Raw genomic sequence first — 24,362 nt, 5'->3', positions numbered from 1 at the left:
CGGGTCCTCTGACCACCTGCACGTAGGGCAGCCCCAAGGCCCAAAGATTCTCCCAACTCCTACGTCTACGCTGTCCCTCCAACATTCACTGTCTCCACACTTTGGGCACTGCATTACAGCGGCCTTGCGGTGAGGTTCATATCGCCCACCCACTCGAAGCTCCCGATACGCATGGGCATGGGGCTCTCGCCGGATGAGAATTGTATCTTCACGCGGTCGTTGATCTGCCCAACGGGGAAGTCCTGAGAACCTCCCAGGAGGTCCAGCGGGCTTTGGTATCCGCCATCACCGAAGAGAGGCACCCCTACGAGTTCCTGGAACGGATCGGCGCGGTCCGTGTGGATGACGTTGATGAAGAATGGACCGCTCTCCGCGTAGCTCACCTTGCCTCGGAGGATTTGCAGAACGCCGTTGGTGACGTTCTCGATGCCACCTCCCATGATGTACTTGCGCCAGTACAAGGTGCCTACGGTGGCGAAGCTCGGAGCACCCACGCCAACCACTCCAGGCCCACTGAAGAGGCCCGGGAAGGTGGCGCTGTTTGGTCCCTTGGCAGATGCCTTGAAGACGGCGCCAGCTTGAGGACCTTGCGTGGGAACGTAGTAAACATCCTCACCTAGCGTAGCGGTCCATGGCAGCGTCACGGTCGTTGATCCGCCTACTGCCGTGAATGCGTCAGTGGTTAGGGCCACCCGGCGATCAAGGTAGATCGGCCAAGTGATCTGATCGCGCTCGAACGGACGAAGCGAGTAGCGTTCCATTGTGTAGACGTTGTTGCTGTCCCGGAGGACCACATAGAAGTCCGCATCAATGAACGTGCCCGCTATTGGCGTCCGGTTGATGAACCGCCACGGTATCCACGCAGATTGGATCACCTTGCCGCTGTCGGTGCTCTCCTTGTAGACGTAGAGGCGGTTGGAATCGCCATCCACCTTGATCACCACCACGTTCTCCGTGGAGCTTCCCGCAATCCATTCGACATTCCCCGGGAGCAGCGTGGGGACCTCTGCCGATGCCTCATCGAACACCATCGAGGCCAGCGACCCGGTAGGCGCGAGGAACGACTGGAGGCCCGTCGAGTTGGTCCGCTTGAGCGCACACACGATGCGGTCCTGCTGAAGCGGGAGGAGACCGTTCTGGACTTGGAGGTTGTAGGCCGACAGTGGTTTGGTGGCCACGGTGAGAGGCCCGAACGTGCCTCCGTCCGTCACAAGGAACTGCACCTCGTCGGCCAGTAATACGAGACCAGCCTGGAACTCCGCGGCCCCCTTCAAGACGAAGCTCTTGGGGTAATCCGGGGCGATATCGATAGGGTCGCCGTCCGTGAGCTGCTGGGCACTCTTGATCCAGAAGTTGAACTCGTCATCCGGGCGTGAGCAAACCATGGTTCCAACCGAGGTCAGCAGCCCAAGGCGGCCCTTGATGGCCCTGATATCGGTGATCTGAGCACCCACAAACGAGGGCTTGGGATCGTTGGTCTCGTCGCCGGCGACCCGCGTTCCCCACGTTGCCTTTCGGAAGGTGAACGTACCATCCGCGTTGAAGGTGAGGACGTGGGGCATCGTGCTTGCATCGAAGGTCGTTGACGTTCCCGGCTTAGCGCTCTCTTGCCATCCGCCGGGCTGAAGTCCAGTTCCCGTTGGGCTCGTGGGCACGAACCGCGCATACCAGTCGTCAATATCGGACGTGAGGTCACCCTTGATGGTGACGTGCTGGCCCACGAGAGCAATCGTCGGGAGGTCTGTGGTCTTCTCCACTGATGACCGCACGGCGACGATATCCTGCCCGGTGGCGTTGTCGCTGACTGTCACAATGAAGTCCTGCTGGTCCGCGCGATTGATAAGCAGGGAGTTGTTGACGTACCCCTTGCTGAACCCGGCGGGGAGCGAGAGGCTTCCGTAAAGCTGGGAGATGATGCTCGTCAGCTTGATCGTCCCGCTATCCGTAGCGCTCGTAATATAGCTGGCCGAATACCACGTAGGAGCATTTGCTGGATAGCCTACGTTCACCGTGTATTGCGTGTTGTAGTTGCCCTGCCTCAGCCAAACCACGGCGGCGGAGTTCTCCTGGGGCTCCACATCGGTTGTCATCTGGACGGTCTTCCCGCGATCCCAAATGAACGTGTAGTCCTTGATCGTGACGAAGCCGAGGGACGACGCTCCGGAGATGTAGTCCCAACCGTCAGGCGCAGTGACAGTCCGCAGCGAGCCGTTGAAGTCCCATATCTTTAGCTGACCACCATCCACGACGATCTTGAAGCGGTTGTTGGCGTCTCGCAGGAACCAGTGATGTGCCACTGGATTGGTCAACCCTGCAAACGTCGTTACGTGGTCACCACCGGGACGCCTCGAAAGGCCCTCAATGATGGTGCCGTACATGTTCTCCGCGTCATCCAGGTAACCCGGCTGGCGCAGTGAAGGAACTTGTTGGGAGATACCCTGGATAAGAGAGGGGACTGAGCCCCTGACAATCATGGCCTAAAGGAACCTATGATCGGAGTTTTCCAACTCAGCGTCGATGAGTGCATCCCACGTCAGGGTAAGCAGTGGTTGCAGACGTTTGTCCACGTCGGGGGAGCGCAGAGTGCCCCCATTGAGATACGAAGCGGCAAGTACCTGGAGGTAGCGTCGGGCTTCCTCGGGCATATCCTCGAAGTTGATCGCCTCGCGCATCAGGATCGTGAGCGGGCGGGTCCACACGTAGGTCTGGTTGATGACCGAGAAGACCTTACCTTGCCGCATCACGGGGCGCAGGCGAAGCCAGTCGTCCCTCATTCCCGGGTCAGGGAATAAGCCCTCGCGCCACAGATCGTGCCAGTTCGGAGAGGCGATGCTGAGGCAGTTGCCCGGGAGATTGAGGTAGCCGTTATCATCGGGCACCAGGGAGACGTGGCGGCGGCAGAACCAGAACCCCTTGAGGCACAGTTCGCGCGTAGCATCCGCCAGCCAGGTAAGGGCCGCTGAAGCATCTCGCCCGATGACCCCCGAGAGGGAGTTGATGGGAGGAAACCCGTTGGCCCGCAACGACCAGTTAACGGCGTCGAGCTGCGTGGTAGGTGTTGAGAGGTCTAGGGCGTCAGCCATAGGGAAAAAGAGAGGAAGGGGATTTCTCCCCCTCCTCCCGAGAAGTGTTGATCCGCTGGTTACGGAGTGGCCAGTTCGACCGCGCAAGCGCCCCGCAGCGGAGCCTTGCCGTGCATCATGCGGCCCACCAGCAACGTACCCTGGGAATCCACACGGGTTTCCATCTGCGTTTCCAGCTCCCAGCGGCGGACGCAACCGGCGGCTTCACCGTGGAACACGATGCCCACCGACTTGGTGAAGTCACCCGTGTAGTCGTTGCGAGCGCCGGTCGGATTGGTCGTGATGTTGGTTCCGTTCGGCAGATGCAGCGACTTGTGGATAGGCGTGCCGTTGACTTCCTTCACGACACCAGAGGCGTAGGTGCCGTTGCTCATGTCCGGCTTGTTGTACTGGCGGTCGATAGCCTTGCCGTTCTTGACGACGAGGGCGTACTGGACCGGAGGAAGGGCAGCGTGCCGATCCGAGGCGGGAACCGACTTCACATCCATATCGATACCGGCATCGAAGATCGCGTCGGCCAGAACACCGCCATCCGTGTTCATGTTCGAGACGGCGATCTGCGTGCCGCCCGGGAGCGTACCCGTCAGGTCGGTCGAGAGGCGCGCCGCCTTGTAGAGCACAATAGCCGTGTCCTTGTCGTCGCCGTTGGCGAGAGCTTCCCCAAGCTGATGAGCGTAGCGAGAGCGCAGCTCGTAGTGGATCATCGCATCCTCGAAATCCAGGATGAACAGGTCCGAGATCAGCGGGTAGTCCACGTTGATGAGCTGCTGGCCCATGGCGATCTGGCCCTGACCCGTCAGTCGCTCACCGGGGCTGAAGTACCGCGAGCTGGCGCGACCGATGGCCGGGAACTCGGCACCCTTGCCCATGGTGATGGTCCGGGTGAACACCAGCGGCGAGAGGATGCGGAGCTGGTCATAGGCTTCCAGGACTTCGCCCGGGAATACGGTACGGTACAGCTCGTAAGGATCGGAGCCACCGTTGCGAAGGCCGGGATTGGAAGGCGTATAGATGTTGGATTCGGACATAGGTTCCTATTGATTGAAGTGGTTGAACTACCGCTTGCCCTTCGAGCGGGCGCGGCGAGAGGACTGGGGAGCGGCCTTCTTGGTGCGGCGCTGGGAGCCCTTCACGGAGAAGGACCGAATGCTCTTCTGAGTGACTTCCTCGCGGTACTTGGCATCGGTCTTGTAGCGAGGATCACGCATCGCCTTGGCCTGCTCAGCCCGGGACGTGAACACGTCAGCCGCCGGAGCGCCGCCGCCGCCTGCCGTCCTGGTGGGGGCCGCACCGTTCTCCTTGGTGAAGCGCGCCTGGAGGCCAATGAGATACGTCTTGGCCGTCTCCGGGGATGATCCCGAGAGCATCTTGACGGCTTCCGCCTTCTCGGTGTCCGTGAGGGCCGTCTTGCCCCAGTTGAGGATGGCGTTGTAGTTCTCCACGCCTCCCACGGTCTCCGCGAGATTCGTCAAGCGCGTCGTCACGTCAGCCTGGACACCCCGGATGTAGGTATCCACGACTTCCCGATTGAAGCCGCCCTCTTCGAGAGCCTTGTAGCTCTCATCGCTCAGCTTGCCGTTGGCCTGGAACTCCTCAGCGAACTTCGTGAGGTCCCGCCCGGTGACCTTCTCGGCGCGAAGCTGCTCTTCCGTCTTGGTGTTCCCGAGGGGCTTCTCCTCGGGCTTCGTCAGCTCAGATGGGTTAGCGGGCGCAGCTTGGCCCTTATCGCCATCACTGGGAGCGCCAGGAGCAGCACCGTTAGCGGGAGCAGCCCCATCATTGCCAGGAGCAGCACCACCAGGAGCAGGAGACTGCGCGCCAGCTCCGCCAGGAGCCGCACCACCGTTCTCCGTGCCTGTCGCAGCCGGAGCTTTACCGGAGCCATCGAGAGGCACACTTGCGGTGATGATTTCAGCCATGTGAACGCGGCTTGATGTAGACGTTGCGCTTCTTCAGGAAGCGAACCGCGAACGAGCCGCTCGGAAGACGCTCGATGTTCTTGGCCTTCGGATAACGGGCCAGGAGGGCTTTCACCTGGGGATCGGTGGCCTCGGTGTTGATGAGTTCCGGACCCTTCTTCGCGGTCACGCGGGGATTGAGGTCCTCATCGGTCTTGGAAACGGTCACGTTCCAGTTGTTCCTTTGTAATGGTGGTAATGGTTACTGTGGAGGAGCTGGCTCAGGGGATTGGCCCTGCTGTTGTGCCTGCTCGATAGCCGCGCCTTGTCGCTGGAGAGCACCGCCCACGAGACCCTTAGCGATCTCCGGGGTGGCCCCTTGGACCATCTGCGCTTGCATCCGCTGCTGTTGATTGGCCTGTACCTGCTCATCCGAGGGAATGAGGCCATCCGGCTTCACGCCGAGGTTTGCAGCGGAGCGGCGGAGGTACTCCCGATGGATGATCATGTCCTCGGGAACTTGGCTGATCTTCGAGGCAGCCTCGGCAAGCGTCTCAAGGCTCTGCTGATCGGAGCCACGTCCCAGGGCATCGATACCCGTGGTGATGGCGATCTTGATCGCGCTCTTCTGGAGCTGAGGGATCACTCCCCGGCGGCGGAGCTGGGCAGTCTTCGCGTTGAAGTAGGGGAGCTGGAACTCCCGGCCGATGATCGTGTACTCGTTGGCGTAGGCCGCCTGGAGCATACGGGCCATGTACTCAACCTCGAACTTCGTCACGCGATCACCGCCGCGTTGGATCGAAGTGCCATCCAGGAATATCTTGGAGAGCATAGCGCCGAGCGCTTCCTTCTCCTTGATGGCCACCTGGAGGTCTACCGCCTTCTCTTGCTGGAGCGCCTTGACGCTCGCCGCGTCGCCCACCACGAAGTCACCGGACTGAGCCTTGGAGAGCTTGTTCGCAAGGGCTTGGGAGCCGCCACCGCCGAGCATCCAGATGAGCTTAGCGGCGTTCTTCGAGGCATCCCCGATGGCCTTGCTCAGGTGATCGAAGCGCTCAACATCTTTGTAGATGCCTTCGATGAGCCCTCGGCCGTAGTCCTCGCCAGAGACGTAGGACCATCGCAGCGGCAACCACGGCACGGCATCCTCGGGGTAGTTCCCTTCGGTGCCTTCAAGGATTTGCCCCTTGGCCTCCTGGTACTCGTAGTAGCGGTTGTCATCGGCATCCCAGAAGACGTGCGTGTAAACGTCAATGATCTCATCCGAGAAGGCGAGGTCATCGTTGGTTCCACACACCTGAAGCTGATGGTCGCGATCCAGAGAGGAAACCCGGGTGGCTTCCACGAGGACGCTTTCGAGCATCTTCCCAGTTGGCCCACGACGCACGACGTACTGGTTGAGGCCGAAGGACCGCACTCCGCCCTTGGGCAGAAGGTGAAGCAGCACGTTGCCCGTGATGGGCAGGTGAAGGAACCCGGACGAGATGCCGGCTCTATCACCATCCTCCTCGATAGCCTCAACGAAGCTCATCTCGTATTTCGAGAGAGCCGAGACGACGCTACCGAGCTGGTCTCCCTGAGCTGCGATCAGCTCCGCTTCCACGCTGGGCTGAAGGCTTACCTTGAAGAACGGCATCCCGGGAGGCAGGAGAACGCCGAGGAAGGTCCCCACGAGGTTGTCCAGCCCACGGAACGCGAGGCCCTGGTTAGGCTTCGGGAGGTTTACGTGAGGCGTCCTGTAGGTGTACGGAGGGCACACCCAAGGAATCGTTATCGCCGCGTTGTATCGGCCTTGCTGGAGGAAGGGCCAGCGGTCCCGTTCCATGTGCTTGTAGCGCTCAGCCGCTCGGCCGGGCGTGTACTCATCCCTTAGGGACATTCAACCATCACGCGCCTGGGACGCTCCGGGAGACCGGAGAGATAGCCGTGCGCGGGATGATGAGAGAGCCGTATCCCACCGCGTTGGGGTTGGCAGACTGGCGGGTCTCAGGGCTCTTGGTAGGATTGGCAGTTGGGGTAGCGGCTGGGGCGGTCGGCGGCGGAGTAGGAGCTGGAACCGTCTGGTTCACAACCGTGCTGCTCGGCGTGGCCGCGCCCCCGCCAAAGAAACACATCTTAGGTGTTCTCCGGGTCTTGGGCCTCAGTTAGCAGTCGTTCAAAGTGGGCAACCATTTCAGCTTTGCCGTCACGCACACCCAGGGCGTAGTTGAAGTACGCGCTGCTGCTCTCCCGGTCTGCTTCCGGACGAGGACCTAGTGAACGACGGCGGAGGAACTCCACCATCTCAGGTGTGATCCGCTTGCGGATGTGCGCTTCCAGCTTCTCATCGGATACAGCATCCATGGCCGACTTGACCCAGCCTCCTAGGAACAACATCAGGCGAGGTCCACCCAGGATTTGATGCGGTCGCGCCAAAGGTCACCGATGAGCTTCTCCAGGACCTCTTGCGGGACCAGCCCCTTGGCCGGCACCTGAGCATCGAAGTCACAGTTGTTGAGGAGCCCGTCCACCATCTCCGCAGGGACACCGCTGAGGGGAACCGGGTGTGTCGTCACAAGGCGGATCAGGAACGCCCCTCGCTCCTTCAGCTTGGCGTACTCGCCGGGGAAGCGGAGATCATCGATCACCACCACACCGCCGAAGCACGTCTGGTCGATCTCCTCCAGCAAGCGGTCCGCCCACAGGTCATCCCGAACGGAACGCCGTACGGTGTTGCCGATGATCTTCAGGAGGTCCCGGCCGGATCGTCCCCCGAGTTCCCCGAGAGGCGCGTCCTTCTTATCCCCGCTTAGGTGCTCGCGGACCTTTTCGGTGCTCCACGATGCCGGGAGGACTTGGCGCGCGGCGCGGCGGATGGGGTACGCGAACGAGACCACGGTTGCAGCGAGGGGCTCCGCCGAGGCGAGCCGGATGAGTTCCCGAGCCGCTGTCGATTTCCCCGCGCGCGGAGCATCACTGTAGAGGGCGATGATGTGGGGCTTGTTGAGTTCAACGGCGTCCATAGACGGACCTTCTTCTCCTTCAGGTCATAGTCCCCGTGGCGCAAGATGCGCGCGAGGCGGGCGGATACGATTGCGTCGTCTTCGGTGTGGCCGGCTTTGAGGAACGTCTTCAGCACTGCGTGCCACATGACTTCGAGGTGTCCCGGTTCCGGAACAAGATCGATAGCTGCTTCGACGATCCGCTTGGCCCTCACGAGGCCAACGTTCTTGCACCCCGGATAACCGTCTGCGGTATCTCCGGAGAGGGCTTGGGCCATCCACATGAGATCGGCGTGGAGTTCGTCTCGCTCCTCCACCTCGTCTGTCCCAGGAACCCAGAAGCGGCCAGGAACGGCGCGCATATCCTTGTCCCAGGATACGATGATCCCGTCTTCCTTGTGCTTCCTCGGGTCGGTCATCCAGAGGCCCATGAGGTCGTCCGCTTCGAGGCCCGGGAGGACCACGCCCTTGTGGTTGTCCACGAGGTACTGGCGAACCTGCTTCAGGCCGAGCGGCTTGCGGACCTCTTTGCGATGCGCCTTGTAGGGCTTGTAAACGTCCATGCGGAACGTCCACGGCTGATCGCTCAGCGCCACCCTGATAGACTTCGCATCGAGCTTCTCCTTCCAGGTGCGGAGGTGCAGCTCAACGCCTTCGTATGCGGCGGGTAACGAGGTGGAAAGAGTTATCTCGCCAGGAGCCCACTCGGTCTCCCGCTCGGTGGCTGCCGCGACGCGGTAAGCGAGAGCGTCGCCGTCCACGAGCAGCGTTGGCCTTACGTTCGTTGTGATCGTGGTTTGCCTTCTCTAAGAGGGAGATAGCGACTGAGCTGCGCTTGGCCTTGAACCACTCACTCCGTCGAGAGTGCCGAGGCACACGATTGAGGGCAATCCGTTCGAGGCCTCTAGGGTCATCCGTGAGGACGTAGGCGAGGACCTCGTAAGATCGATGAGGATCGCCAGTCTGGTAAGTGTTGAGCCGATCAGAAAGCCGATCCGCCTTGCCCACCTTGAACCACCCCGGCCACACCGGATTGGTGATGAGGTAGACAACGGGACGGGAGTTAGTGTGTTTCCGCCCACGAGTGTCCCGGCTTGCTGGCCGATCCCACGAGGGGACAGCGGAACTTGAGGACTTCGCCCGCTTTCGCGATGGCACCTGTCCCGAGCTTCCTAACATCTTCCGTGATTTCCGGCCGGTGGGCGATCTGCCATTCGTCATGTACGTTCAACATGAACTCGTAATCGACACCCGGCACGTATCCGGCGGCTTGCAGATCACCGTCTAGGATGACGAGGGCCACCTTCATCGGGATAGCACCGCCGCTTTGAAAGAGCGTGTTGAGAGCCGCGTTGCGGGAGCGGGGATAGAGGCGTCGTCCGTCAATGCCGATGAGGTACTTGCGAATGCTCCAAGTTTTCTGGACGCTCTCGCGGAGCGCCTTCAGAGCAGGGAAGTTATCAAGGAGCTTTCGCTCGGCCTCGGAGCCCGCCGCCTTGGCTGTCGTATCGACCACCCGACCACGTATCTTTTCCTTCGGTCCGGTTACGCCAAGGATCACCCCGAGCTGCTCCCCACCTGCGCCGTAGATCAGCGCGTAGAAGAACTCCTTGAGAGTATCTCGGCCGGGCAACATGGTGCCTCCCCGGAGGTACTTGCCCTTCGGGTCTCGGCCGATACGCGCACAATTGAGCGAGTGGAGGTCGGAACCGTCTTCCTTCTTGCCTTCGAGGATCGTCTTCAGGAACTCGCCGCCATCAAGCGGACTGAGATAGTGAGCCATCACGCGGCCCTCTAGGGCGTCCGCGTCGATACCCGTCATGAGCCACCCGGGAGGAGGCTCGAATAGTTCCCTGCACTCGTGGCCGTAAGGAACGTCGTTGCTTGGGACCTGCCCGAGGTTCGGCTTTGAGTGCGTCATCCGGAAGGTGTGGGCACCGACGCTATCGACGCCACCATGTATCCGCCCTTCACTCGTGACGTGACGGAGCCACGCCTCCTTGCCGTTGGCCACATAGCCCAGGAGCTTGGAGAGCACCAAGTAGCGGACCACGAGCTTTGCTTCGGGATACGGCAGGAGGTTGAGCGTCTCTTCGTCGGTCTTCGCCGTACCGTCCTCGTTGAACTCGGTGGGTTCCCAGCCTAGGTGCTCTCGAAACGCCCGCTCGATGTGGAACCGATTGCTGGCCGAGAACTCCGTCACGGTTATCTTCGTGAACGGAACGCCCTTCTCGTATCCCATCTTCTTGTTGTTGACCTTGGGAACGAAGACCTCTTCATCGTGCCACGCGGGGAACCTCTCCTGAAGCTGCTGGCCGAGTTCCGCGCGTTCCGCCGTGAGTTTCGCCGCGAGGGCCTGAGCCTTCTCCACGTTGAAGCAGACACCGAACTGCTCTTGCCTGAAGATGATCTCCGCTACGTTGTGCTCCAGGTCGATCACGTCGGCCGGCACAAGGGAGAGCTTCGTCTTGATCTTGTTCCAGAAGGCGAGCGTGGTCTTGTAGTCCTGCCGCATATAGGCGTGCATGGTTGGGTTCCACGCTTCCCACTTGCGGGCCTTGCGCTCCTTCAGGTTCTCAATCGAAGGGTCGCCCTCGTACTCGTCCTTGAGTTCACCAAGGCGAAGCCCCCAGGCTTCCAGTCGGTGAGCCCCGATGATCTGTCCTGGTATCTTTCCAGCGCGCCAGTTGGGGAAGTCCAGGTCCTTCAGGTTCGGCCAGATCACCTTGGAATAGATGATCGTGTCCCGGACTTTGCCCTTGGGGTTCCACCACGGGTACAGCTTCTTCAGCGCTGGGATATCAAAGCGGATGATATTGTGGCCGATGATCTCGTCAGCTTCTTCGAGGGCCTTGAGAGCTTCCGTGAAGTCTGCCTCGGGGCCGCCGGGATCGAAGAGAATGTTTCCCTCTTCATCGCCGATGACCAAGCAGTGCATCTTTGTCAGGTCACGGAGCAGGCCATTCGTTTCGATATCGAAGAGAAGCCGCCTCACGTAAACTCTTCTAGGATCATCGGGAGAACCTCAAAGAGTGTTCTCACTTCATCTTCGGTAAGGCGTACTAGGTTGTCCCCCTTCCGAATAGCTAGCTCTGCCGGAAGCTCCTTGAAGGAATGCAGGAGAGATACAGTGGCTCCCGTCTTCTTCATGTGAGCCAAAAGCTCCGCGTCACGCATAGTGGAACGAAGTGCTAGGGCAAATCGAGAGAAGGCCCTGCTGGATGTTCATCCCGTCGGCTCTCGGGATACCATCACGGGTCTCCCTGTCGGCCACCGCGAAAGCCGCCGCTAGGTCTCGAATATTCTCCCGGCTGAGGTACGCGCCTTTGAACGTGATCGCGGCGAGCTGGGGATCGCTTCTAGTAGTCGTTGGGGGCGGCGTGCCGCTGGAATCCCTCAGCGCTCGGAGCGGGGGCTTTGTCGGTTTCATTCTGTCGTCCGGTCTCCGGGTCGTACTTGAAGAAGAGCACCTCACCAGTAGCTAGTCCGTATTCGCGGCACTTCAGGCAACGGAGCGTGGTGGTGAGCTTCGTGTCCTGATCCTCAGCCTGTTGATTGCGCTCAAGGCCGAAGCCAGTGTGTGACCAGAACTGGATCGCACGAGAGCCCCGGAAGTGGCGGAACGAGATACGTCCACCTTCCTCGTGGGGCTTCCCCTCGGGCGTGGCGAGATGGGAGATGTAATGGAAGATGAAACCCATTTCTTGGGCGAGGCCCGCGATCTGAGCCATGATCCGGCCAAGCTCCTTGTTCTCATCCTCCGCGTCCGCTGAGAGAGCCGTGAGGTGATCAAGGTAGATGTGCTTACACCCTAGTGACTTCACCATGTAGATGATCCTCGCCTTGATCGTCTCCCAGTCCATCTGACCGAAGTGATCGAAGAAGTAGAGCGGGAGGTCTTTCGCTAACCGTGAGGCGGTGGCTAGGTCTTCCTTCGATGCCTTTCCGGGAATGTGGAGCATCTTTGAGAGATGCTTTCCCATGATGCGCCGAATAGAGACCTCAGGAGGTTGCTCCAAGAAGAGGATGCCGGTCGGAACCTTCAACGTGCAAACGTCGAACTCGATTTGCTCTGAGAAGAAGTCGGTCTTGCCGCCGCCGGTTCCTCCACCGAAGCCGATGATCTCTCCCGGCCGCCGTCCATAGGTGAGCTTGGTGAGACTGTCCCACTTCCACGGGGTTCCCATCTTCGGCTCGTCCATGATCGTCGCGGCAATATCAGCAGCGGCTACAATGCCATCGAGCTTGAATGCCTCGGCGTTCCACAGGGACGAAGAGAGCGCTTCCACCTTGCCCGTGGTCCAGGCTTCGTTGGCGTCCTTCGCGGGCAGCTTGGCGATCCTCACCTTGCCGAGCGGGAGGACCTCGGCACACTTCTTGGCCGCCGCTTGGCCGGGCTCGTCCATGTCAAAGGCGAGCACCACGGTCTCGAAGGACAGGAGCCAGTCCATATCCTTCTTGATGGCCTTGACGGCTGTTTGAGCGCCGTGAGGAAGAGACACCACGGGCCACTTGTTGTCCTGAAGCTGGGAGACCGTGAGGGCATCGATCTCGCCCTCGGTGACGATCACCCTCTTACCCCCCTTGGGCCACAACCACTTGCCATAGAGGCCCACCTCTTGGCCGCCCACTTTCCAGAACATGGTCTTGTCCGGGAGGCGCACCTTCTGGTCAATGAGTGTCACCCCATCGTCCGCGAAGTAGTTGGCGACCTGGGCAGCGCCGTTAACCCCGTACTTCCATTTGCGCGTGGTCTCGGCGGAGAGCTTGCGCTTGGTAAGTGGGACGTACTCGATATTCTCCAGGGGGATCGCCGCTTGGGGTTCCGTGCGGTGATCGGGAGGGACGTTCTGTGCTATCTCCGAATCCTTCGTGACGGTCCCGCACTTGAAGCAGTAGGTGTGTCCGTCCGAGTAAACCCCGAGGGACCTCTTACCACCGCAGTCCGGACAATCTAGCTTGGCCGTCTGCTCGCTATCAGTCACGACTTGGAAGTTGGCCTGTCTACTTATGGTTGCTCCCTTAATAAAAGGGGGATTGAACAAGGTGCACGCGAGTGGCAAGATTTAACCATGACAAACAATCCCGCCGTTCAAGACATTTGCCTTGGCACTTCCCCAACCCCGCAAGCCGCTGTCGATTGCATCTCGGACTGGACAAGCCAGTTCCCGGCCCATTTCAAGGCGAGCGGTGGCGGTGCGGCGCTGTTTGAGGACGCACGCGTAAGCTGGGCACTCCAGCGCCTTGGTGGAGTCAAAGGAAAGCGAGTGCTGGAACTCGGTCCGCTTGAAGGCGGCCACACCTATATGCTGGAGCGAGCAGGGGCGGCTCAAGTCACAGCCATAGAAGCCAACCGCCGCTGCTTCATGAAATGCCTGATTACCAAGGAAATCGCTGGCCTCACCAGAAGCCGCTTCCTGCTCGGCGACTTTCTGCCGTGGCTGGAGGATAGTAACCGACAATTCGACGTGATCGTGGCGGCGGGCGTCCTTTACCACATGATGGAACCGCTGAAGCTTCTCACGCTGCTTGGGCGCGCCACTGATCGGCTCTACATCTACACGCATTACATCCCGGATGATCTCCGACCGAACGAAGAATGGGCTTCCTCTATCGTCTCCACAGAGGTTCGTGACGGCGTTAAGCACTACATCAAGTCCTACGGCGGTATGGGGACGAAGGCCGTCTACTGCGGTGGCGTCTATGAGAGCTGCGCTTGGCTGACCAAACGGGATATCTTCAACCACCTATGCCAGATGGGATTCATCTACATTGACCAGAGCATGGACGTTCGCGACCATCCCAACGGGCCGTGCATCAACATGGTCGCATCGCGCCACAAACTGGTAATCTGAAGTTCTCAGACTTCAGCGTCCCAGTGGATATTGCAGGCGATGCTATTTGACCAAGTGACGGTGAAACTGGTGCCTCCAATCGCGGAGACAAAGAACGCTCCGGTATTCCCTTCGGGGGAAACACGTACACATGAAGGGGTCGTGAATAGCCCGTGGTTGATCGTGACTGAAGTAGCGGCGGAGGACACCACTGCCTTGCCTCGATTTCTCCCCACAATCCCGGTATCATTACCGAAGCGGTACGAACTAGTGGGGTCGAAAGCGGCAAGGCCGTTCGTACTCCAGTTGCTGTTGTCGAAGGTGTACTTGCCGGGTCCATAAGTCGCGAGCGTCACCCAAGAACCATTCGCGGAGCTGGAAGTGTCCTTGTTCCCCGTAATCGTCGCGCCGAGCACAGAATCAAGCTGCAATGCACTTTCGGCGCATCCCGCAAACTGATTCCCATGTATCCCGACTGAGGAGACGCGCGAGCTAGCTGTTGCAAGAGCCGCCAAGCCGATCCCGCAGGGTCCGAAAGTATTTCCGGATACTTCTACTTGAGAGGTGGTCTCGTGCAACGTTACGGCGATATTTGCTGTACCTTGTAGGCCAAACCAATTGCCCTCAAGTGTCGTCTGGTACGCCAGCGCTAGATCAACTGCTGTCGTCAACGCCTGATCACAAATATTCTTGGCGATCACTATCTCTTCGGCCGCACAATCAATCTTGATGTTGTAAGCCGCCCCGAAGCTGACGATCTTATTCCCGAGGATGTCTATGCCTTGAGGCGCAACGTCGGAACCACTCTTTGAGATATGGACGCCGGGACCGGCACCCATGATGTCGTTGCCCTCAACAATGTTGTTGAGGTTCCACATATCCATGTGGAGAGCCACCGTGTTGGGACTATTCGGCCCGAACGTACAGCCCTTGATCGAAAGAAGGTTTCCGGCGCTATAGAACAAGGCGCCGGGTAAGTCGCCGTATAGCCACAGCCGCTCGAACCGTAACGGCCGCGTCCCTGAAACGGTGTTCGTCGCAAGCGCCACGTTGATGCACTGCGTGGTCGTTCCGGAAGTGTCGATCTTGATGTCAGAGATGCTTGTTGCTTCAAGCGCAGTGCCGGACAACGTGAATACGGCCGTAAAATTTCCCGCCGCGAATATGGTTGTCAGACCTCCGGGGGCGCCGCCTAGAGAGGCACCAGAAGTCGTGACCGGGATCGGAGCAGAGACCTTGTACCGTCCCGCCGGTGCGAGCCACTGGCGGCCTAGAGATTGAGCCGCTGCTGCCGCTGCCTGGAGCGCCGCCGTGTCATCCGCCACACCGTCACCGATTGCCCCGAAGTCCTTGACGTTGATCTCTTCGGCAAAGCGGTCCGTGAGCCGTCGGGGGGTGGTGGTCCCCGACGCCGTTACGAATGACGAAACTGGGGACGGCCTAGAGTGCAGGACACTCATTTTTAGGTTGCTTCCTGCACAACCAACGACTGGCCGCTAGCGCAGATGAACGTAACCGCCCCAACGGGGCAGTCCTCGAAGGTGTAGGTATCGCTCTCGCCACCATAGAGAGGTGCCCCTCCGTTGGCCACGGCTGTACCTCCGGACAGGTCATAATCAGCGCGGCTGTTTCCATCCGGAGATATGATTTTGAGAGCACGCCTTGTCGGGTTAGCGGCAACCAGAAGCTTCGACGTGCCGGTATTAGAGACCGCAACAGGAGAACCCCACACGAGGGGCATCTTGGCGCGGCCCTTATAGTCCACCTGTTTGACGAACTTGTACGGAACGCGGGAATGCTCATCAGACCGCCCGATGAACACCGTTGCGGCCCCCGAGGTGTAACCGCCCGTGTCACCCGTGACGGTGTCATCCCAGGAAACCTTGTAGAGCGTGTTGGGGCGGGACGTGCGCTGCCTCGGGATAACCGCAGGGGCTTCCAAAGTGATCAGCGAAGTCCAAGTCGTCCCCGCGTCATAGCTCACGAGCAACTGCGCGCGGCCCACGAAGGTGCCAGTGATGTGGACCTCAAAGGGGCGGCGGGATGCGCTCGAAGTCGGATCGAAGGGCTGGAAGATATCGGTGGTCTTGTGCGTGCCGTCGAGAGTGAAAAGGATGTCGTTGGTGGTGGTTGTCACCTACGCTAGGTTCCCTTGGGAAATATCTTGAAGTTAGCGGTCGGCGTCGTCGCGGAGGTGCCCTAGCATCAGATCCATTTTGGTCCCCGGTTTGATCCCGGCGGCATCCCGGAGATTGGCCCAGAGTTCCGCTTGGTGGGGAACGTCACGATCCGGTTCCCACATTGCAGCGGTGTAGAGCGCGAGCACCGCTTTCTTGAGGCGGCGATACTTGCGTCGGTAGCGGTCCCGTTCACTCATGCGTTCAACCTTTCTCTTCTGATGTTGCCGGCCGGGGGTTGGGCAGGGAAACGAAGTGTGGCCCCGACAAAGGAGCCACCAATGAGACGGCCACGAGGAGCAAACAAGAGAGCACCCCGGCACACGCCCCAAGGAGGAACCAAAGGAGCATCGGCGGACTACCGTCCATGATCAGCCCCCCGCGCTCACCTGGGGCTCCTCTTTGAGCACATAGTGGGCGTACCTCTTGCCGGCCCATCCCTTCTTGAACTCGGTCACGATCTTGTGGCCGTGCTCCTTGAGGTCTTTGATACGCCTCGGGAGGTGCTCGATGCCGAGTTCCTCGCGAGCCTTGATGGGGGTGATGTCGCGGTGCCGGCGGAGATAGCCGAGGAGTTCCTTGGAGGCAGGGCAGAGGGGCTTGGGAGACTTCGGGAAGGCGGTTGCCTTGGCCTCCTTGAGGGCGTTGATCACGGCGTCAACGTCCTTCTCTTGCGTCCATTCAACTTGGCCCACTTGAGGGCCGAACTTGGAGCTGAACAAACGGATCATCACGAACGGCTTCCCGCCGAGGTCCGGTTCGTAATATGCGCGCACCTGTGCCCCTCTAACGGGCTCCAGCATGAGCGGGGCCATCTCAGGCGATCTCCTTGATTGTCTCATAGAGGCTCCCAGCGAAGGCGTATGCCTTGGCTTCGCCCTCCCGCAGTTTCCTCTTGCGTGCCTTCTTCGCCATCGATAGACGGGCCAGCCAGAGGTTCCATCGGAGGAACTCAACTTCCTCTCGGGACAGGCCAATACAGACTTCCCACGGGTGGGGAGGCGGTGGAACGTTCTGCCCGATGCTTACCGTGGGCATCGTTAGAGGACCTCCCGGAGCTGATCGTAGAGCTTCTTCTGGAATTCCAAGCTTTGGGCACTCCAGTCGTCCTTCCACTTCTTGGATTCCAACATGCACTTGGAACTCCAGAGGGCGGAGCGAAGGAACCTCACCTCTTTTGCGTCGAACGTAATCGTTACGTTCTTCAGGGGAGTCGGAGCCGGCTCTTCGCGTTCAACGGTGATCGTAGCCATCGTTAAGTGTCCTTCTCAAACGGTGTCGGAACTTTCTCTGATAGCTCCGACACCAGCTCCCTACCGAGCTTCTCGGCGGATACTAGGTATATGGTGTCATGGCGCCGCCGCCTGCGCCGCGTCACGCTGTTCCAAATGAGTGTCCGGAGCTGACGCGCCTCGGCTTCTGTCAGGACCACCACCACGTCTTTGATCGCCGGCGGATCGGGGCAAACTCGGATAACCCTAACTTCAGGCATCGTTAGAGAACTCCCCTATAAGATTCCAGCGCAGTGATCAGTTCGCTCACATCGCTCTTATCCAAGAGCACAGAGAGTGAGCATAGGTGCAGCTTCAGCATGGTTCGGCGTTGCGGAGCGTGAACGAATGAGAAGCGAATGGGTCCCGCGCCTACGAGACTTTCGGGGGAGCGGCCGGAGCCACTCTTCAGGTACTCGCCCTTCGGCCCATTGGAACCCGTGTTGTTCTGCCCAGTCTGCATAGGTTGTCTCACTTTCCTTCGAGAGCTTGTTTGATGCACGTTGAAAGAGGAGGCGAAGGTCCAGCTCGGGATGCGCCTCCTTGACGGCCAGGAGCTTCGAGCGGTCAGCGCTCGTGAAGTATCCCTTGGCCTCAATCACTACGGAGCCGGAAGAGAAGTCCGGCTTGTAGGTGTGCTCCGTCACGTAGCGGAGCTTCAGGGCTTCGTAATCGAACGACACTCCCCTCGCAGTCAGATCAGCGGCGATGGCCACCTCAAACTTGCTGCGATAGGGAGTGCCGTCGATTGTCTTGGGCTTAGTAGTCCGCGCCCACCGTCTGCGCGCCATCCGTGCCCTGGGGCTGGTAGTCGGATTGGTCGCTGTCGTCGCCCGTGGCTTCGTACTTCTGGAAGCCCGAGGCATCCGGAGTGCGGGCCTTTGGCAGCGAGACGAGTTGCACGCTCTCCAGGAGCCGCTTGATGCCCGCTCGGTTGTCCGAGGAGAAGTACACCGGCCACGTCGCCATCTTCACCACGACAATCGATCGGTTGGGGATCACGAGGCCCGAGACAATCTCCGCCTGGGCGTTCACGGTGGCCGGTGGCGAGTTCCGAACCTTCATCTTCGTGGCCCGGTCGGTCTTCCACGCGGGGCGCTTGAACACGATCTCGATTTCGCCCGTGGGTTCGCCCGTCTCCTTGCTCAGCACTTCGCGCCACGGCATCTCGTATTCCATGGCCTCGGCCTTCTTGACCTTCACCATGTCGGAGCCGGCGGCGGCGATGAGTTCGGCCTTCTTGATTTCGAGGGCCTCCAGCGGAAGCGGGCCGAGCAGCCGCTCAACTTCCTTGCGGGCCTCACCCTCCCACACTACACGGATGGACCAGTTGGGGTTGGTCGGGTCCCACTTGTTTTCGGCGCGGTCGGGATGCGTGACGGCGAACCATGCGGTACCAGCCGGAAGGATCAGGGTCTTGCTCGGGATACGGGGACGATTCTGGGATGCCATGGCGAGAGATTGTTCCTGTGGGTGTGAGTGTGTGGGTTGATCAGGTGTTGGGCTTCGTGCGGAACACGTCCGCATCGAGATACGAGCGAGCGGCATCGAACTCTGACCGGCCACGGTCGTCGTGGTGGGCCATCATGTTCTTTGTCGCGGCGAAGGCATCCTGGGCGGGGAACTTGTAGCCTTCACAGATGAGCATGAAGGCCGCGCAAGCTCCCGCGATCTGCTCCTCGGGAGAGAGGAACTGGATGCGGTCGAGGATGTTGATCGTAGCGCGGGCCGCCTTGATGGTCGGCAGGGAATGCAGGAGGTCCCTATCGAGCCGTGAGGTGATGGGCATCAGCTAGAGGCCCACCACCCGCAAGAGCTTCAGGGCGAGACCGTAGCGCGGGTCTACCAAAGTGACCCACGACGTTGAGGCGAGACAGGCAAAGCCTATGATGGTGGAGATGAATGTCGCTCCTCCACCAACGATCAGGCCGCCGACAAGCCATCCGCTTACCTTGTCAGGGTCCCAGTCGGCTTTTGTGCCCTCCTTCCAGAGCTTGACGACCAAATACGCCGCAAGAAACGCAAGTGCCAAGTAAGCAAGCCCATTGAGCAAGTCGAACAATTCGTGCCACCACATGGCCTTGAGCGTCACCTCGATACCCTGGGCCGCGTGGTTGGCGATCAGGGCATCAAGTTTGGTGATGACGGCCGAGATGGCCGCGTCAGTCTTTTCCATGGACTAGAGCAGCCAGATACCGATCATGACGATCACGGCGAAGACCAGCGTAGCCACGCCGATGGGATCGTTGGGACGCTTCACGAGTGCTGCGCCAGGATACCGAGGGCGATGCAGGCCAGGGCGGCGGCACGGATGTGGCGGGCCAGGGCGTCCGGCTCTTCGATCCAGATCGAAACGGCGATGGCGAAGAGCGAGAAGCCGAGAAGTCCCGAGCTGACCAGGAGTGCAATGAAGTGCATCATCGTCAGCCCTACGCTCCCCACCCTTCGCGGGTCGCGTGGTCATCCATCTTGGACAGGCACGCCGCTCCCACATCGAGCAACGCCGAGAGTTCCTTGGTGGAGGCAGCGCCGAGGTGAAGTTCGACCACCATCGAGCCGTCCGCACAGGCGACGAACTTGAAGCCAAGCGCCGCGTTGTCGTTCATGACCATGAGCTTCGCCGTGAGACTCCCGAAGATATCAGGGCCAACACTCGAATCACTCTCCAGGCCCGGCCCGTGCAGGGCGGCGCGGCTAGCAGCACGGATGTCATTGGCGATAGCGTCGTGCGTGGGATCGAGCAAGCTGAAGACGGGATGAAGGTCCAGGTCCTTGAGGTCGATCATATTGTCGGGCATTAGAAATGCTCCCAGTTGAAAGGCGAGTTGAGGGAAGGAAGAGGGGTGGGCTTAGACGTGGAAGAACCAGTCCCGCACCGGGTTGACGATGCCGCGTTGGAACTCTCCCGCTCGGTCCGCGCGAACGCCTTGGCGATCACGGGTAACGGTGAAGTAGCGGCTGAGATCGTGAACCTCGCCGGCCGTGTCGATCAGGACATGGCTTCCGGCGGTTCGGCGGATCGTGATGGTGGAGGGCTTCATATGGTTGGGTTCTCCGGGACAGGTTGAAAAGGAAAAGGGCGGCCGAGTGGACCGCCCCTAGTTGCCGCTACATGGCGGCCTCCAAATTCGATGTTCGTTGGTCCGCACTATACGCCTGGAACCTGTAATTGTTTGAGATCACTAACAAAAAGGTCACGAAAAGAGGTATTCAGACTTTGCTATGTCCTCCAGTTTGAGAGAGCCACCCGCAGGGTAGTCCGGGCAATCTACGCCCACCTCCCGGCACGCCGTAACAAGGCACTCAAACGGGTTCCATAGATACAGCTTGGCGAACTCCTCGCGGAGTATTCGAGCGAATTGCCCGGTCTTTGTCGGAGTGGTCCCGAAGGCATCATGGACGGCGGCCAGTTGCGTGATCCCTTCCTCTCGTGCGCGCTTGAGGGAGAAGAGAAGATGCGAGGCGTCCAGGGAGTGCACGAAGTTGGGAGCGGCGGCGGTCTCCGCCCGGCTCCAGTCCTGCACCTTGGAAAAGGTAACGAGACCCAAGTTTATGGGCTGGCCCTTTATTTCCCCCACTCCTTGGGCGCAAGGGACCCGCTCAGCGTACTCCGTCTCAACCGGGAACCCGCACGGCGAAGTCCAACGCAGCTTCACATGAGGCCGCTGGGCCGCCCACGCGCGCACCACCGAGCGAACCCACTTCATCCCTTCGATAGGCCCCTTGATGGTCGTGTGCATCGCCTCCCATACAGTCTTCGCGAGAGCGACGTAGGCGTCTTGTTCATTCTCATCGGTGAGCCACGGCGGGCGGCCTTCTCTGTCACAACGCTTGCGCACGCTGTCCCGGAGGTACTCCAGGTTGCTCAGGAAGGTGCCCCCATAGGGCAGCACCATGACGGACCGCTTGACGATCTTCCGGTCAATACCCCACGCGAGCCACTCCTGGGAGAACTCGGCGCGGCTCTCCGCGAGCAACCGCATGGCCTCCTCGGCAACATTGCCGTAGAGATCGCGAGGGTGGTCCCCAGGCACGAGATTGACGGCGGCTCCCGTCTTCTCATCTCGCATCAGTGCGGAGTAGTGCTGGATACCCGAGCACGATCCATCGAGCATCACCGGGACGCGGCAAGGTGAAGTAGGATTGTCTCGATAGTCCGCGAGGGCAAAGCAGGCGGCGAGGAACTGCCATCGCGCCTTCTCATCCGCATTGTGCCACTCGGTGCACTCAAGCGGGTTGTCCGCAACCGCATAGATCATGTCGAGATGGTCCCGCGCCCATTGCTCACGATCCGCGAAGCTCACCTTGTCAACGCCGTAGCAGTTGGCCGCGTGAACCAGGAGCCAGCGAAGCCCATCCGCATCGAGAGGGTCGCCCTGAGCAAACTCCAAGAGGCCCCGTTGAAGATCGTTGCCCTGCGGCGAGAGATCGTCCGAGCACGCATAGACACGTCCCCGGAAGTCCACCTGATAAGCGAAGTAGATCGCGGGGTAGGTGACGAACTTCCGGGCGGCGGTGAGGGTGCGTGCTTGAGCAAACCGCTTGGAGACCATGGCCGCGTTAGCTCGCTTGATCTTCCGAATTTGCGTCTTGTGGGCGCGGAGCTTCTCAGGATCGGCCGCTTCTTCATCGGGAAGCCGGCCGGGTAGTACCATTGGATCAAGAGCGGTGAGCCCAGGGCCTCCCCTTCCATCTTCCATCATCCGCAGCATCACGGAGTGGACCTTGGGGTTGATCCTCCAGGCCGTTGCCTGGGCCGCGTTGAGACCCGCATAGACCACCGTGAGGTCAGCCTTCAGGAGCCTCGCCCGTTGCTCGGCGGAGGATCGGCGGATGAGCGGGAGGGGCTTCAGGGGACGCGGCACGAGCGGGTGATCGATGCCCTCTCTGAAGTGGAAGCCGCCGCCTGAGGGTGTCGTCCAGGGAACGGGCGGGATGACCAGCGGCCAGTTGAGGGGACGGTTGACGGAGAGGAAGTCGCTCATCTCCTTTATCCACTCGGCGGCTTGCGGGGTGAGCTGCACGGCGTGGGCCGGCTTGGACTTGCCCTTGCGTCCGGAGGGAACCTTGGTCAGCTCAAACACATCGAGCTGCACGAGGTAGTCAATGAACCGGAGGCCCACACCGCAGAGGCGGTAGGTCGTCCAGGCGTCCGTGAGGGCGCGCTTCTCCCAGTTGCGTGCGAACCCCCGGAGGGCTGCTCGGCGCTGGTGCGCGCTGGGGGATTGCTCCACCCGTTTCCGGACCGCTCGGGCCTGCCCTTTGTTGAGCCGCTCCCAGCGAGCCCACACGTATTCGTCCTCCAGGGCCTCCCCGATGCGCCTACAGAGGGCCGTGAGCTTTGTGGGCTGGGACATACGGGAGAGGGCGGCGCGGGTCGCGGTGACGCACAGGAGGCGCGTATCGATGCCCCTGAGAGGCTTCAGGAGAGAGCCCCCCTTGGTGGCCTTGCCGGCGGATCGCTTCTCCAGATCGGCGGCCAGTAGGGCTTCCATCGGGACCACGATCCGGCGGACCATTGCGGAGCCCGCCTGAGTAGTCGCCTCGCGGGATTTGGCCTGGGCCTTTTCCATGGCCCGAGCGGCACGGCGGACGCCCTCCAGGGTCGCTTCTTCTTCGATCCTTCTTTGTTCTTCCCACATATTGCCCATGCTGGTCACCTTCCGGGATCACTTACGAAATCCACCGGGATCACTGACAATGTAGGCAAGCGTCCGGACCACGGTGGCTAAAGGCTTATAGCGTAAGAGTTAAGTGCGATGCAACGGGATCACTGATTAAATCCCGGGGGATTTTAAGTCCCTGGCGTCTACCTGTTCCGCCACGGGGGCACGTACGGTCACCGGCTCGGCGGTTGACGGACGAGGCCATCGCTTATGCCGCCGTCCTTAGCCGTCGTCTATGGCCGTGGGCATCGCCTCAAGCCCACAGGCTAATGCCGTCATCCAAAACGCGCCGGAGAAAGCGCTTCTTCGGTGACGCCGAGGTCAGCGATGTCGATCGGCAGGCCTTGCCCGAGGGCGAGGCTGGCGGCGAGACGGCCGGCGGCGGCGCCGGTCTGGATGCCGTAGCCGCCCTGGCCGGCCAGCCAGAAGAAGCCAGGGGCTTTCTTGTCGTAGCCGACCACCAGGTTCTTGTCGGCGACGAAGCTGCGCAGTCCGGCCCATTTGTTCTTGATCCGGCGGATCTGCAGGGTGGTGGCTGTTTCGATGCGGTCGACGGCGATGGCGACGTCCATCTCCTCGGGTTGGGCATCGCAGGGCGGCGACGGAGTCTCGTCGGCGGGCGAGGCGAGGAACTGGCCGACTTCCGGTTTGAAATAGAAGGATTCGTCGAAATCGATCGCCATCGGCAGCGCGCTGATGTCGAGGCCGGGCGGCGAATCGAAGGTGAAGGCCGTGCGCCGCTTTGGAACCAAGCCGACGGGTGCGGCTTCGGCCAAGCCGGCCAGCACGTCTGCCCACGCCCCCGCAGCGTTGATGACGTTGGTGGCGGCCAGCGTGTCGCCGCCGCGCAAGGTGATCAGCCAGCGTCCGTCCTTGCGCGCCAGCGTCGTCACCTCGGCCTCGAGACGCAGGGCCGCGCCGGCCGCGCGGGCTCCGCGCAGAAAGCCGCCATGGATCGAGGCGACATCCATATCGTCCGCCTCGGGCTCGAAGATCGCGCCGCCCTCGACAGACTCAGGCTTGAACAGGGGTTGGATGCGCAAAGCCTCTTCTGGATCGAGCCAGCGCACGGTCGGGACCAGCTTCGCGAACTCGGCGGCGGCGGTTCGCAGCGCGGCCTGCTGCTCCGCCCGGCCGGCAATCAGCGCTCCCCGCGGCGTCAGGAGAGGATGGTCGGCAAATCCCTCTGGCGGCTTGCGATAGAACCGCCCGGAGGCCACGGTGATCGCCCTGATCTCGGCGCTGCCGTAGGTCTCGGAATGAAGAGCGGCCGACCGTCCGGTGGTGTGATAGGCGGCGACAGTCTCGCGCTCCAGGATCACGACACGGGCGTGCGGCGCAAGGCTGTAGGCTGCGGACACGCCAGCGATGCCGGCGCCGACAATGGCGAAATCGAATTCCTGCATAAGCCCCACATTGCAAGGTGAGCGGTCCGCCTGCAATAGTCGGGCC

Annotated in this window: 25 protein-coding genes and 1 pseudogene; 1 reads left to right on the top strand and 25 read right to left on the bottom strand. The window is 60.8% G+C overall.

From position 1 onward, the window contains the following. Positions 1 to 113 precede the first annotated feature (113 nt). The 12 genes and pseudogenes from B5D62_RS19890 to B5D62_RS19830 all read right to left on the bottom strand — a co-directional run bounded on the left by B5D62_RS19890 (position 114) and on the right by B5D62_RS19830 (position 12,947). Positions 114 to 2,474, bottom strand: a complete 2,361-nt coding sequence (locus B5D62_RS19890; protein ID WP_085935673.1) for a phage nozzle protein — start codon at positions 2,472 to 2,474, stop codon at positions 114 to 116. A 3-nt stretch (positions 2,475 to 2,477) separates the two neighbouring features. Then, positions 2,478 to 3,083, bottom strand: a complete 606-nt coding sequence (locus B5D62_RS19885; protein WP_085935672.1) for a hypothetical protein — start codon at positions 3,081 to 3,083, stop codon at positions 2,478 to 2,480. Between the two features lie 59 nt (positions 3,084 to 3,142). Beyond that, complete coding sequence (locus B5D62_RS19880; protein ID WP_085935671.1) at positions 3,143 to 4,111, bottom strand: major capsid protein; 969 nt, start codon at positions 4,109 to 4,111, stop codon at positions 3,143 to 3,145. 27 nt (positions 4,112 to 4,138) lie between these two features. Continuing rightward, positions 4,139 to 5,002, bottom strand: a complete 864-nt coding sequence (locus B5D62_RS32970) for a capsid assembly protein (protein ID WP_139373979.1) — start codon at positions 5,000 to 5,002, stop codon at positions 4,139 to 4,141. Further along, positions 4,995 to 5,210, bottom strand: coding sequence for a hypothetical protein (locus B5D62_RS19870; RefSeq protein WP_085935669.1), 216 nt, complete (start codon positions 5,208 to 5,210; stop codon positions 4,995 to 4,997). Before B5D62_RS19870 ends, B5D62_RS32970 begins: the two co-directional genes overlap by 8 nt. 33 nt (positions 5,211 to 5,243) lie before the next feature. Further along, the gene (locus B5D62_RS19865; protein ID WP_085935668.1) at positions 5,244 to 6,860 is read right to left on the bottom strand and encodes a portal protein; all 1,617 of its coding nucleotides are present in this window, start codon (positions 6,858 to 6,860) and stop codon (positions 5,244 to 5,246) included. A gap of 236 nt (positions 6,861 to 7,096) precedes the next feature. Beyond that, a complete protein-coding gene (locus B5D62_RS19860) occupies positions 7,097 to 7,324 on the bottom strand; it encodes a hypothetical protein (RefSeq protein WP_139373978.1) in 228 nt (75 codons plus the stop codon). 32 nt (positions 7,325 to 7,356) lie between these two features. Beyond that, positions 7,357 to 7,983, bottom strand: a complete 627-nt coding sequence (locus tag B5D62_RS34025; protein WP_231714877.1) for a hypothetical protein — start codon at positions 7,981 to 7,983, stop codon at positions 7,357 to 7,359. Positions 7,984 to 8,378: 395 nt separating this feature from the next. Next, a pseudogene (locus B5D62_RS34375) lies at positions 8,379 to 8,723 on the bottom strand (hypothetical protein); the annotation flags it as partial. After that, the gene (locus B5D62_RS34370; RefSeq protein WP_085935664.1) at positions 8,608 to 9,141 is read right to left on the bottom strand and encodes a GIY-YIG nuclease family protein; all 534 of its coding nucleotides are present in this window, start codon (positions 9,139 to 9,141) and stop codon (positions 8,608 to 8,610) included. The pseudogene B5D62_RS34375 and the gene B5D62_RS34370, both read right to left, overlap by 116 nt. Then, on the bottom strand, positions 9,026 to 10,957 hold the full coding sequence (locus B5D62_RS19840) for a DNA polymerase (RefSeq protein ID WP_085935663.1): 1,932 nt from the start codon (positions 10,955 to 10,957) through the stop codon (positions 9,026 to 9,028). The genes B5D62_RS34370 and B5D62_RS19840 overlap by 116 nt, the downstream gene beginning before the upstream one ends. 364 nt (positions 10,958 to 11,321) lie before the next feature. Continuing rightward, complete coding sequence (locus B5D62_RS19830) at positions 11,322 to 12,947, bottom strand: toprim domain-containing protein (protein WP_218191162.1); 1,626 nt, start codon at positions 12,945 to 12,947, stop codon at positions 11,322 to 11,324. A gap of 87 nt (positions 12,948 to 13,034) precedes the next feature. Between B5D62_RS19830 and B5D62_RS19825 the strand changes: the two genes are divergently transcribed. Next, positions 13,035 to 13,817 (top strand): class I SAM-dependent methyltransferase, encoded by a 783-nt coding sequence (locus B5D62_RS19825; protein ID WP_139373977.1) that lies wholly within the window; start codon positions 13,035 to 13,037, stop codon positions 13,815 to 13,817. 5 nt (positions 13,818 to 13,822) lie between these two features. Here the strand turns inward: B5D62_RS19825 and B5D62_RS19820 are convergent, their stop codons facing one another. The 13 genes from B5D62_RS19820 to B5D62_RS19750 all read right to left on the bottom strand — a co-directional run bounded on the left by B5D62_RS19820 (position 13,823) and on the right by B5D62_RS19750 (position 24,316). Then, positions 13,823 to 15,256, bottom strand: coding sequence for a glycosyl hydrolase family 28-related protein (locus B5D62_RS19820; RefSeq protein WP_085935660.1), 1,434 nt, complete (start codon positions 15,254 to 15,256; stop codon positions 13,823 to 13,825). 2 nt (positions 15,257 to 15,258) lie between these two features. Further along, positions 15,259 to 15,933 (bottom strand): hypothetical protein, encoded by a 675-nt coding sequence (locus B5D62_RS19815; protein WP_085935659.1) that lies wholly within the window; start codon positions 15,931 to 15,933, stop codon positions 15,259 to 15,261. A 33-nt stretch (positions 15,934 to 15,966) separates the two neighbouring features. Continuing rightward, positions 15,967 to 16,173 carry a hypothetical protein gene (locus B5D62_RS19810; protein WP_085935658.1) on the bottom strand — a complete coding sequence of 69 codons (207 nt, stop codon included), beginning with the start codon at positions 16,171 to 16,173 and terminating at the stop codon, positions 15,967 to 15,969. Positions 16,174 to 16,344: 171 nt separating this feature from the next. After that, entirely contained in the window at positions 16,345 to 16,788 is a 444-nt protein-coding gene (locus B5D62_RS19805) for a helix-turn-helix domain-containing protein (RefSeq protein WP_170921033.1), read from the bottom strand. 734 nt (positions 16,789 to 17,522) lie between these two features. After that, positions 17,523 to 18,035 carry a PDDEXK family nuclease gene (locus B5D62_RS34365; protein WP_085935653.1) on the bottom strand — a complete coding sequence of 171 codons (513 nt, stop codon included), beginning with the start codon at positions 18,033 to 18,035 and terminating at the stop codon, positions 17,523 to 17,525. Beyond that, the gene (locus B5D62_RS19780) at positions 18,004 to 18,696 is read right to left on the bottom strand and encodes a hypothetical protein (RefSeq protein WP_085935652.1); all 693 of its coding nucleotides are present in this window, start codon (positions 18,694 to 18,696) and stop codon (positions 18,004 to 18,006) included. The genes B5D62_RS34365 and B5D62_RS19780 overlap by 32 nt, the downstream gene beginning before the upstream one ends. 40 nt (positions 18,697 to 18,736) lie before the next feature. Then, positions 18,737 to 19,033 carry a hypothetical protein gene (locus tag B5D62_RS19775; RefSeq protein WP_085935651.1) on the bottom strand — a complete coding sequence of 99 codons (297 nt, stop codon included), beginning with the start codon at positions 19,031 to 19,033 and terminating at the stop codon, positions 18,737 to 18,739. A 3-nt stretch (positions 19,034 to 19,036) separates the two neighbouring features. Beyond that, complete coding sequence (locus tag B5D62_RS19770) at positions 19,037 to 19,420, bottom strand: hypothetical protein (protein WP_085935650.1); 384 nt, start codon at positions 19,418 to 19,420, stop codon at positions 19,037 to 19,039. An 80-nt stretch (positions 19,421 to 19,500) separates the two neighbouring features. Continuing rightward, positions 19,501 to 19,665 (bottom strand): hypothetical protein, encoded by a 165-nt coding sequence (locus B5D62_RS33445; RefSeq protein WP_170921032.1) that lies wholly within the window; start codon positions 19,663 to 19,665, stop codon positions 19,501 to 19,503. An 8-nt stretch (positions 19,666 to 19,673) separates the two neighbouring features. Then, positions 19,674 to 20,042, bottom strand: a complete 369-nt coding sequence (locus tag B5D62_RS19765) for a hypothetical protein (RefSeq protein WP_085935649.1) — start codon at positions 20,040 to 20,042, stop codon at positions 19,674 to 19,676. 51 nt (positions 20,043 to 20,093) lie between these two features. After that, positions 20,094 to 20,285, bottom strand: a complete 192-nt coding sequence (locus tag B5D62_RS19760) for a hypothetical protein (RefSeq protein WP_085935648.1) — start codon at positions 20,283 to 20,285, stop codon at positions 20,094 to 20,096. Between the two features lie 153 nt (positions 20,286 to 20,438). Beyond that, on the bottom strand, positions 20,439 to 22,895 hold the full coding sequence (locus tag B5D62_RS19755; protein WP_085935647.1) for a DNA-directed RNA polymerase: 2,457 nt from the start codon (positions 22,893 to 22,895) through the stop codon (positions 20,439 to 20,441). Between the two features lie 290 nt (positions 22,896 to 23,185). After that, positions 23,186 to 24,316 carry an NAD(P)/FAD-dependent oxidoreductase gene (locus tag B5D62_RS19750; RefSeq protein WP_085935646.1) on the bottom strand — a complete coding sequence of 377 codons (1,131 nt, stop codon included), beginning with the start codon at positions 24,314 to 24,316 and terminating at the stop codon, positions 23,186 to 23,188. Between the last annotated feature and the right edge of the window lie 46 nt (positions 24,317 to 24,362).

Source organism: Enhydrobacter aerosaccus (assembly GCF_900167455.1).
Taxonomy (GTDB): Bacteria; Pseudomonadota; Alphaproteobacteria; order Reyranellales; family Reyranellaceae; genus Reyranella; species Reyranella aerosaccus.
This window is presented reverse-complemented; position numbering and strand designations above follow the sequence as displayed.